Raw genomic sequence first — 9,898 nt, forward strand, 5'->3', positions numbered from 1 at the left:
TCCATCGGGATGAGCTATGCTAATCCATCCCAATCTCATAATACAAGGGGCGAACTATTTTCCGCCCCTGCAAAAAAAAAATTACAGCACCACCATCACGCTGTTGCTCGGCAGGCTTTCGCCTGATCTGTTGACAGCGGTGACGCAATATTCCAGCTCTTTGCCGCGCTCTTGATTGGTCAGCTCCGCCTCAACGCCGGTCTGCGTGTGCACGGGTGTCCATTCATCGCCTTCGTTTCGTCCCAGCCGTTTGATGACAAAATAAGCAGCGGTGCCGCCGTCAGCAGCGGAACGCTTCCAGCGCAGGCGCACGGTTCCCGGACTTTGCCCGATCACCTGAAAATTCAGCGGCTGGCCGGGCGCGGGAATCGGCGAAGGCGGCATCCGTCCGCTCCAGCCAATCATATTCAGCTTCGCGTCATCGCCGTTCACGGCATATTCGGCATAGTTCAAATCCGCGCGCATTCCAGCGACAAGGGCATCTTTTGTGGTGCGCTTGGTCTGCGTGGACTGCTCCGCCGCAGCATAGGCCGCAACTTGCGCATGTCCTGCGCTGACAAACTCATCCAGAAGTGCCTGCAGCTGCGCGACCGACACTGGCGGCGCAGAATAATCAGGATTTGCCGTCATGCCGCTGATCATCGTTTGCGCCAGCTGTATGATGCCTTCTTCTGTTTTCGGGAACTCTGCCATGATCCAGCCTCCTTTGATATGTCCGCTGTTCATCTGCGACACCGCAGCGGCCAGCCCGCTGCCGCGCACAGCACTTCCACGATACGCCGCTTCCTGAAATAATGCAAGATGTTTTTTGCCGCTGCGGAATGAAACGGAATGCCGCGCCGCGCATTTTCATGCCGAGAAACGCATTGCGGCAGAGGCTGAATCAGCAGGAAGATGCTGCGCGCAGCGGCATGATGCGCAGCTCTGCATGGCAAAGAGCTTGGCATCATCGCGCTGCGCTGATCAACGCGGCGAAAATCTCCGCAGCGGGCCGCCGCGTTACGCAGCGAGGCAATTCTGAGCGCATCAAGGCGATGCGGAATGCGGCGAGGCGTTTTCTGGCGGGATGACGCGGAGAATTTGGCGTTACGCTGGTGGTCAGAGAGGGGAATTGCTGCTGCGGGTGAAAGAAGAGAGCTGGACTATTTGCCTAAATCATCCAGCCATTCCTGCACGTTTTTGGCGTTTGGATGTCCAATTTCCTTAAACAGACGCAGGCTTTTTTTCCACAGCTCTTCCGCCTTGTCCAGCTCGCCGCGTTTTTTATACACATTGCCTATATTGCCATAATTCACCGCCATTCCTTCCTTGCTGCCCAAGGCCTCGTACAATGCCAGAGCTTTCCTGAGCATCTCCTCCGCTTTCGCCAAGTTCCCGCGCGTTTCATAGACATTGCCCAGATTGCCGTAATCCCGCGCCATGCCCTCCTTGCTGCCCACGGCTTCATTCATAGCCAGAGCCTTCCTGTGCATTTCCTCCGCCTGCGCCAAGTCCCCGCGTGTTGCATACACATTGCCCAGATTGCCGTAATTTATCGCCATGCCTTCTTTGCTGCCCAAGGCTTCATGAAGTGCCAGAGCTTTCCTGTGCATCTCCTCTGCCTGCGCCAAGTCCCCGCGTGCTGCGTACACCAAGCCTAGATTGCCGTAATTCGCCGCCATGCCTTCCTTGCTGCCCAAGGCTTCATCGAGTGCCAGAGCTTTTTTGTGCATCTCCTCCGCCTGCGTCAAGTCGCCGCGTATGGAATACACAATGCCCAGATTGCCGTACTGATTTGCCATGCCTTTCTTGCTGCCCAAGGCTTCATCGAGTGCCAGAGCTTTTTTGTGCATCTCCTCCGCCTGCGTCAAGTCGCCGCGTATGGAATACACAATGCCCAGATTGCCGACAGCTTTTGCCTGCCATTCTTTCGTGCCGCCCAAGGTCAGCAGTTTGCGATATGCCGCTTCAGCCTCTACAAGCTCGCCTGTGCGAAGAAATAAACTGCCAAGCTGATTCCAGCCTTCAGCATTGTCCGGGTCGAGATCCACGGCTTTCTGGCAGGCGGCAAGGGCTTCTTTAGGATTATTCATGCTGGACGACGCGCACAAGCTCCGGGCTGCTGCCGCCGCTGCTTTGTTTGCCGGGCTGCCTGTTTTCTCCGCCGCCAAGCTAAATTCCGCCAGCGGCAAGGTCAAGGCCAGCCAGAAGCCGTAGCGGAGAAAGAGCCGGATGATCAGGCCGCTGTCTTTCTTGTCCACTTTCGACAGCAGGCCGGATTTTATCAGCTGCCAGTGAATCCCGTAGGCGAGCAGCAAAATAAAGCCGATCAGCACCAGCGGGCTGCCAGCAAGGTGCGGAGCAATTTTTTCAAACCAGGCGTAGTTCATGCGCAGCCTCCTTGGGCGTTGAATTGTTTGCCCGCAGAATTTCACATGATGCCGCCGCATTGTCAAGCGGAAAAAGACAGCAGACGTGCGCCGCTTGCGCTGGCCGCCTGCATGAAGAATCAGCTTGTTTGCTGCGGTTTCGTGCTATATACTGGCTGTCTACAGCACTAAGGAGGCTCGTTATGCACACCGGCTCAATCTTTGTCAGCAACCGGACGCAGGCTGTCCGGCTGCCAGCGGAAACTCGTTTTCCAGATCACGTCAAAAAAGTTGTTGTCCGCATCTCAGGGAAAGACCGGGTGCTGTCGCCTGTTGCAAACACATGGGATAGCTTCTTCTTTTCCGAGGAAAAAGTCACAGATGACTTCATGACCGAACGCGCTGCGCAGGAGCAGCAGGAAAGGGAAGTGTTCTGATGCTGAAATACATGCTTGACACCAACATTGTCATTTATGTGATCAAACGGCGGCCGCCGGAGGTTGCGGAGACATTCAATCGTCATGCTGGTCAAATGTGCGTCAGCTCCATCACCTTTGCCGAGCTGATCCACGGCGCGGAAAAAAGCAGCAGGCCGGAACACAACATGCGGCAGGTTGAGGATTTCGCCTCCCGGCTGGAGGTGCTGGATTACGGCAGAAAAGCGGCCCTGCATTATGGTGACATTCGTGCTGATTTGGAACGCAAAGGAGCAACCATCGGCGTGAATGACCTGCATATTGCCGGACACGCCCGCAGCGAGGGGCTGACGCTTGTCACCAACAACTTGCGCGAATTTGATCGGGTGGCAGGGCTGCGTTTGGAAAATTGGATAGAAGGCGTAATCGCATGAACAAAACAGTCCAGCATGTCACCCGGCGCATTGTTGAGCGCAGCAGAGCCAGCCGGGAAAGCTATTTGGCGCGGATGGCGACGGCCAAGGGCAGCGGGCCTTTCCGCGCAACCCTGCCGTGCAGCAATCTTGCCCACGATTTGGCGGGCTGCCCTTCCTGCCGCCCTGCCCTGCTTGATGAAAAAACGCCGAACATCGGCATCATCTCCGCCTACAACGATCTTGTCTCCGCGCATCAGCCGCTGGGCCGCTATCCTGAGCTGATCCGGCAGGCCGTGGCTGAAGCGGGCGGCGCAGCCCAATTTGCGGGCGGCGTGCCTGCGATGTGCGACGGCATCATCCAAGGCGAGCCGGGCATGGATGTAAGCCTGATGAGCCGCGACGTGATCGCCCTCTCCGTCGTGATCGCCCTTTCGCACAACGTCTTTGACGGCGCATTGCTGCTCGGCGTTTGTGACAAGATCGTGCCCGGCTTGCTCATGGGCGGGCTGCAATACGGCCACCTGCCGATGCTCTTGGTGCCTGCCGGACCAATGCGTTCCGGCATCGGCAACCGCGAGAAGAATCAGCTGCGCGAACGCTTCGCCAAAGGCGAGGCCACGCACGACGAGCTGCTGGCTTCGGAAATGCGCGCCTATCACAGCCCCGGCACGTGCACCTTTTACGGCACGGCCAATTCCAATCAGCTGATGGCGGAAATGCTCGGCTTGCATCTGCCTGGCGCGTCTTTTGTCAACGCCGAGACTCCGCTGCGCGACGCGCTGACCAAAGCCGCCGCCCGCCGTGTTGCCGCGCTCACCCATCTGGGCACGGAATACACGCCGCTGGCGGAAGTGGTGAGCGAAAAAGCGATTGTCAACGCGATGATCGGTTTGCTGGCAACCGGCGGCTCGACCAATGAGACCATGCACCTTGTGGCTGTCGCCAATGCCGCAGGCATCAGCATCAATTGGGATGATTTTGCCGATTTATCTGCCGCAGCACCGCTTTTGGTGCGCATTTATCCCAACGGCTCCGGCGACATCAATTCCTTCCAGCAGGCGGGCGGCATGGCTCTGCTCATCCGCGAGCTGCTGGCTGGCGGCTTTTTGCATGAGGATGTGCGGACTGTGGCCGGGCCGGGCTTCAGCCGGTATACAGAAGAGCCTGCGCTGGCAGGAGAGAAGGCGATCTGGCAGCAAGGGCCGGAGCAGAGCCGCGATCTGTCCATCGTCGCCGCATTAGACAAACCCTTTGCCTCGGTGAGCGGCATCAAGGTGCTGTCTGGCAATTTGGGCCGGGCGATTATGAAAATCTCCGCCTTGGCAGAGGGAGAAAATACTTTTGTCGAAGCTCCGGCCATGGTCTTCAGCAGCCAGCAGGAGCTGGAGCAGGCTTTTCAAGAAGGACGGATGCAGCGCGATCTGGTCGCGGTGCTCCGTTTTCAAGGGCCGCGCGCGAACGGAATGCCGGAGCTGCACAAACTGATCACCTTTCTTTCTATTCTGATGGATCAGGGCTATCAGGTTGGTTTAGTCACGGACGGACGGCTTTCCGGCGCGTCCGGCAAGGTGCCTTTCGCTATTCACTGCACGCCGGAGGCGCTGGCTGGCGGGCTGCTCGCCAAGGTGGAGGACGGCGATATAATCTGCATGGATGCGCGGAACAACCTGCTGGAATTGAAAGCAGATGCGGCTGCGCTCGCCCAGCGAACGCCTGCCGCGCCGCCAGCAGAGCCGGACGGCCTGGGCCATGCAATTTTCGCGCCGCTGCGGCGCATCTTGGCCGGGGCTGAGGAAGGGGCGAGCGGGCTTGCGCAGCGGCCTGCGGTTGGCGGCGGTTCAGTTCTTGCATTATTGTAGCCAGCAGCTGCCGCAATTTCAAAAATGTAAAAAACAGCAGCTGCGCCTCCTGCGGTTTTCTTGCAACTCTTCCATCATATTCAAAGCATTGCGCCTTCCGCAGGAAACAGGCACGCTTCTTGCAAAGACGGCAGGGAAAGCGGCGGTCATCAGCGGATCGGCATTTTTCCGCTCGACAAGATGCGGCTTGTGTTTGCATGGCTGCCTTGGTATCATGGCAGCTTTTCTTGTTGCATTTCTGTAAATACAGACAAAGGCACGATGAAGAGCATCCTCTTCAGCACAGCGCGGAGGCGGGCAGATGCCTGCTGATCGGCATCAGGTCTGCGCCGATCTCTGGCGGCAGGGCCTCGGCGGCCAGGAACTGCTGGCCCGGCAGACCGATTTGGTGGATGCCTTTGTCATCGAGCGTTTTTTGTCCGCCGAGGCGGTGCGGGCCGCAGGCAGCGGCATCGCGCTGATCGCCTTGGGCGGTTATGGCCGCCGCGAGCTGCATCCGTATTCCGACGTTGATCTGCTTCTGCTCCACGACCAAGCAGCGGAAAAGAAGATGCGCGAGGCCGCTGAGTCCATTCTGTATCCGCTTTGGGACGCAGGCTTTGAAGTCGGCCACAGCGTGCGCGGAGTGAGCGACGCGGTCAGCTTTGCGGCTGAAGATTATTTGTTTCAGGTCGCGCTCTTGGATGCCCGCCTGCTGGCCGGTTCCGAGAGCCTGTTTCACGAGCTGCTGGCCCTGCACCGAAAGAAAAACATCGAGGGCTGCCGGGACAAGTTTGTCCGCACCATGAACAGCCTCTGCGCCGAGCGGCGGCAGAAGCACGGCAGCCACGCCTATCTGCTGGAGCCGCAGATCAAGGAAGGGCGGGGCGGGCTGCGCGACATGCAGGCCATGTTCTGGATCGCCAAAGCGGTCTTTGGCCTGAACGGGCTGGCGGATTTGGAAGATGCCGGAATGCTCAGCCCGGATGAGCGGCTGGCCTTTGCCGCCGCGCAGGATATGCTGACGCGCGTCCGCTGCCGCTTGCATTGCCTCAGCCGCCGCAAGAACGACCGCCTCTTTTTTGAATATCAGGAAGAGATGGCAGCGGATTTCGGCTGCCAGGACGAACAGGGAATGCGGGCGGTCGAGCATTTCATGCGCCAAGTCTACAGCTGCTTGCAAACTGTGGCTGTGACCACCGATTTGTTTTTCGAGCAGGTGCAGGAGAATCTCGGCCTGAGCGGCAGGGACAGCCGCGAGCTGGAGCTGGAGCAAGGGATTGTGGCGCGGGCAGGCAGTATCCGCCTTGCCCTGACGGATGAGGCATTGGCCAAGCAGCCGCAGCTGCTCATGCGCCTTTTTTATCAGGCCGGACGCAGCGGTTTGCCCGCGCATCATCGGACGCGGCAGCTGATCAGCCGCAGCCTGCATTTGGTTGATGAGGCCTTCCGCAGCTCAAGGCGCATCGCCAAGAGCTTCATCGGCCTGCTGCTGACAGACAATCCGCTGCCTGCGCTGGAGACCATGCTGGAGACCGGTTTGCTCACCGCCTATCTCCCGGAGTTTCTTGGGGTGGAGTCGCTGGCTCAGCATGATTTGTATCATATTTACACGGTGGACCGCCATCAGCTCCAGACTGTTGCCGAGCTGGCCAAGCTCCGTCAGGCCGAACCGGAGCTGTGGGCTGCTGTTGCCGCGCCGCCGCTGCTCTGTCTTGCCGCCCTGCTCCATGACATCGGCAAAGGCCAGCATGCGGACCATTCACAGCTCGGCGCGGAATTAGTTCTTGGCATCGGCCAGCGCATGGGCTTGAACAGCCGCGAGCGGGAGAAGCTCGCCTTTCTTGTCCGCTGGCATCTGTATCTGCCGGAGAACGCCCTGCGCCGGGACCTGAGCGATCACGCCTTTGTCCGCGAGGCGGCCCGGCTGATCGGCGACACGGATATGCTGGCCATGCTTTATTTGCTCTCGATTGCCGACTCCAAGGCCACCGGCCCTTCGGCGTGGTCAGATTGGAAGGCGGACTTGCTGGCCAAGCTCTTCCTCAAAGTGCGGGCCTGCTTGGATGCGGGCTGCACGGCGGAGGATGCGCTGTGCAGCAAAAAGAGCGAAGCCGAAGGCGCGGCGTGGCTGCGGGAGCAGATTGCCGCCCTGTTCAAGCCGGGCGAGGAGATCAGAATGCCCTTGGCCGAGCTGCCTGCCGATTATCTGACCAGCTTCAGCCCGGAGGAAGTGGCGCGGCATCTGCGCCTGCACCGCGATCAGGCCGCTTTGCTCCAGCAGAAAGTGCTGCTCTTCCCGGAGGAGCAGCCCGGCTCTTGGCCGCTGCTCATTCTCTGCGGCGACCGGCACGGCCTGTTGGCGAAAATCTGCGGCATCCTGTCGCTGCACAATCTTTCGGTGCTGGCAGCGAAGATTTTTACGTGGCCAGACGGCACAGTGGTGGATGTTCTGCATGTCAAGCCGACAGCGGCGGTTGACTTCGCCGAGCAGAACTGGCAGCTTGTGGAAGACGATCTCAACCGGGCGGTGAATTACCGGCTTGATGTGGGCCTTCAGCTCCACAGCAAGCTGGAGAGCCTGAGCCGCAAGCCCGCCATCCAGCGGCTGCGCACTGAAGTGATCATTGATAACAGCACTTCAGATCAATACACGGTGATCGAAGTATATGGCGGCGATCATTTAGGTGCGCTGTACCAGCTCACCCAAACCTTGTCCGACTTCCGCCTGAGCATCCATCGGGCAAGAATCGCCACGGAAGTTGAGCAGCTGATTGACGTGTTTTACGTGACCGGCGAAGACCGCCGCAAGATTGAAGACGCAGCCCTGCTGGCGGAGATTCGCCATGCGCTGCTGCATATTCTGGGCAATTCGTAGGGGCGAAAAATTTTTCGCCCCTACATAAATGACGTTATTTCATCCGGCAAGCCGGATTTCATTCATCACGCATCAAGGAGACATCAGAGATGACCCGCGAAGAGATCATGCAAATTATTGAGGAGCAGAATGTTCACTTCTTCCGGCTCCAGTTCGTTGACATTCTCGGCTTCATGAAGAATATCGCCGTGCCCCGGAGCCAGATTGAAAAGGCATTGGACGGCAAGATGATGTTTGACGGCTCCTCGATTGACGGCTTTGTCCGCATCAACGAGTCCGACATGTACTTGAAGCCGGACTACAACACCTTCACCGTCCTGCCATGGCGGAACCAGAACGGCACCAACGCCGCCCGCATCATCTGCGATGTCTACATGCCGGACGGCACCCCGTTCGTCGGCTGCCCGCGCAACAACCTGAAGCGCGTGCTGGCCGAGGCCAAGGCCATGGGCTACACCATGAACGTGGGCACCGAGGCCGAGTTCTTCCTCTTCGAGAAGGATGAGGAAGGCCGCGCCACCACCAAGACCAGCGACGTGGCCGGCTATTTCGATGTTGAGCCGGATGACTGCGGCATAAACTGCCGCCGCGAGATCATCGAGACCTTGGAGGCAATGGGCTTCGAGATCGAGGCTTCGCATCATGAGGTTGCCGAAGGGCAGCATGAGGTCAACTTCAAATACTCCGACGCACTGACCGCCGCCGACAACACCATCACCTTCAAATGGGTTGTCCGCTCCATCGCCGCCGAGTACGGCCTGCACGCCACCTTCATGCCCAAGCCGGTCTTCGGCATCAACGGCTCCGGTATGCACACCAACCAGTCGCTGTTCAACGCTGACGGCACCAACGCCTTCTTTGATCCGAACGGCCCGCTGCAATTGTCTGAAGTTGCCTACAAGTACATCGCCGGCATCTGCAAGAACGCCTACGGCTTCGCCGCTGTCACCAACCCGCTGGTGAACTCCTACAAGCGGCTTGTTCCCGGCTACGAGGCCCCGGTGTATGTGGCTTGGTCCGCCTCCAACCGCTCGGCCATGATCCGCATTCCGGCTTCGCGCGGTCTCGGCACCCGCACCGAGGTGCGCTGCCCGGATCCCGCTTGCAACCCGTACTTGGCCTTCGCCATGATGCTCAACTCCGGTCTGGACGGCATCAAAAACAACCTCCAAGCCCCGCCACCAGTCAACCATGACATCTTCGAGATGACCTGCGCCGAGAAAGAAGCTGCGGGCATCAAGAGCCTGCCGGGCAGCCTGAAGGAGGCCATCGAGGCCCTGAAGGTCAACCCGCTGGCCCGCCAGTCCCTTGGCGACCACATCTTCGACCGCTACATTGAGAACAAAGAGGCCGAGTGGGATGACTACCGCCTCGCCGTCACCGACTGGGAGCTGAAGAAGTACCTGAACAACTACTAAGCAGCGGCTGCAAGAAGAAAGGCGGCCTGCGGCAGTGAGCCGCCTTTCTTCTGTTCAGTCCGCCGCGCCTCTGACATGCTAACCGAGCCAGCCAAGTTCAGCATCCTGCCCGCCTTTTCCTTGGCAATCTCAGCCGTTCCCTGATTCCCCGCCGCTGTTTGTCCGCCTTGCGCTTGAAGCGGTGCGCTCTGTCTGCAAGCTCCGCTTCCGCCTCTGTTCGGCAATCTCCTCCAGCAGCGTCCGCGACCATGTGCGGATGGTCTCGTCCGGCAGCTCCTCCATGCGGATGACTTTCTTCAAGCACCGTGTCGCCTCTATGTATTTGCAGTAGCCTTCGCAGAGAATCTGGGCCTTCAGGAACAGAGCCTCAGGCTGGTTGGGCAGTCTGCGGAGCGTGCTGTTGACCACCTCAAGGGCCTCGTCAAAGCGGCGCGAGGCCTTCATCAGCCGGGCCTTGATCAGCTCGCCTGCAAGCAGGTCGTGCATCCTTGAGGGCAGGCAGCCATTATAGATCACGTTGCCCAAGCCTTGGATAAGCTCATCGAAGATCATAAGGTCAGCTCCTTGCATCGCATCAGGCAGGC

7 protein-coding genes and 1 pseudogene are annotated in these 9,898 nt (G+C 59.0%); 5 read left to right on the forward strand and 3 right to left on the reverse strand.

Annotated elements, in window-relative coordinates:
• Nucleotides 1-81 precede the first annotated feature (81 nt).
• Nucleotides 82-762: a fibronectin type III domain-containing protein gene (locus ACNKID_RS07835; RefSeq protein ID WP_417912885.1), complete on the reverse strand. Its 681-nt coding sequence runs from the start codon at nt 760-762 to the stop codon at nt 82-84.
• Between the two features lie 380 nt (nt 763-1,142).
• Nucleotides 1,143-2,369 (reverse strand): tetratricopeptide repeat protein, encoded by a 1,227-nt coding sequence (locus ACNKID_RS07840; RefSeq protein WP_417912886.1) that lies wholly within the window; start codon nt 2,367-2,369, stop codon nt 1,143-1,145.
• A gap of 182 nt (nt 2,370-2,551) precedes the next feature.
• Between ACNKID_RS07840 and vapB the strand changes: the two genes are divergently transcribed.
• The 5 genes from vapB (at nt 2,552) to glnA (ending at nt 9,314) form a co-directional block, all read left to right on the forward strand.
• Nucleotides 2,552-2,785 (forward strand): type II toxin-antitoxin system VapB family antitoxin, encoded by a 234-nt coding sequence (gene vapB, locus ACNKID_RS07845; protein WP_417912887.1) that lies wholly within the window; start codon nt 2,552-2,554, stop codon nt 2,783-2,785.
• Nucleotides 2,785-3,198 (forward strand): type II toxin-antitoxin system tRNA(fMet)-specific endonuclease VapC, encoded by a 414-nt coding sequence (vapC, locus tag ACNKID_RS07850; protein WP_417912888.1) that lies wholly within the window; start codon nt 2,785-2,787, stop codon nt 3,196-3,198. Before vapB ends, vapC begins: the two co-directional genes overlap by 1 nt.
• Complete coding sequence (edd, locus tag ACNKID_RS07855; protein WP_417912889.1) at nt 3,195-5,039, forward strand: phosphogluconate dehydratase; 1,845 nt, start codon at nt 3,195-3,197, stop codon at nt 5,037-5,039. The genes vapC and edd overlap by 4 nt, the downstream gene beginning before the upstream one ends.
• A gap of 301 nt (nt 5,040-5,340) precedes the next feature.
• Nucleotides 5,341-7,896, forward strand: a complete 2,556-nt coding sequence (gene glnD / locus ACNKID_RS07860) for a [protein-PII] uridylyltransferase (RefSeq protein ID WP_417912890.1) — start codon at nt 5,341-5,343, stop codon at nt 7,894-7,896.
• Between the two features lie 89 nt (nt 7,897-7,985).
• Nucleotides 7,986-9,314, forward strand: a complete 1,329-nt coding sequence (gene glnA, locus ACNKID_RS07865; protein WP_417912891.1) for a type I glutamate--ammonia ligase — start codon at nt 7,986-7,988, stop codon at nt 9,312-9,314.
• A 129-nt stretch (nt 9,315-9,443) separates the two neighbouring features.
• Here the strand turns inward: glnA and ACNKID_RS07870 are convergent.
• A pseudogene (locus ACNKID_RS07870) lies at nt 9,444-9,898 on the reverse strand (hypothetical protein); the annotation flags it as partial.

It is taken from the genome of Candidatus Electronema sp. TJ (assembly GCF_048287355.1).
Taxonomy (GTDB): Bacteria; Desulfobacterota; Desulfobulbia; order Desulfobulbales; family Desulfobulbaceae; genus Electronema.